General features: G+C 39.0%; 1 protein-coding gene. It reads right to left on the reverse strand.

Translation table 11 applies throughout. The features are described from left to right. Positions 1-728, reverse strand: a 728-nt coding sequence (locus tag IRT38_RS17420) for an IS4 family transposase (protein WP_194598349.1), incomplete at both ends; no start/stop codon positions are given.

Below are 728 nucleotides of genomic sequence, written 5' to 3' on the forward strand. Positions count from 1 at the left end.
AAGAAGAACCTCAATTGAGGTTCTTCTTGTTTTCGCCATTTTTTATCAGGCACAAAGAGTGACCTTAAAAGTTTCCTTTCAAATAAATTGACCTGAATAATTCTCAGTAAACGCTGAACACTCCATCCTTCTTGTGCCATGTGTTTAGCGAAGTTCACCAGCAAATAGGCAATTAATGCAATCCATATTTGCGTTTGTATCGCATTGCGGCTTCGACCTAGAAATGACTTCAGTTTTAAATTCTGCTTGATGGCTTTAAAGAATAACTCAATCTTCCAGCGGTCTTTATAAATTGCAGCAATGGTGGATGCTGCCAGATGAAAGTTGTTGCTCAGAAATTCGAATGTTCTTTTCTTATCTGTATCATAAAACTCTATACGTCTTAATAATTCAGGTGCGCCTCTTTTCTTGGCATGCGCACTGCTCAATTCAATACATTCATCCGCAATAATCCCTTTAGTCGCTAATACGCTGCGGCTTGATTTAACTTGATAAACTGTCTTTGGGCGTAGCCGGGTTACAAAGCTGACGTTCTGAAGTGTCAACTGAGCAAACCATTGATAATCAACATATCCTTTATCAAAGACGATAATGCTGCCAGCAGGAAATTTAAATGCTCTGCCTTGCACCATATCATTTTCAATACCATCCCCAAGCGCTACAAATTCAGGAATGGTATTGCTGTGATTTAAGCCAACACTGAGTTTAATACTGGCTTTGGATTCATG

This window comes from Acinetobacter sp. SK-43, assembly GCF_015351505.1.
GTDB classification, from domain to species: domain Bacteria; phylum Pseudomonadota; class Gammaproteobacteria; order Pseudomonadales; family Moraxellaceae; genus Acinetobacter; species Acinetobacter junii.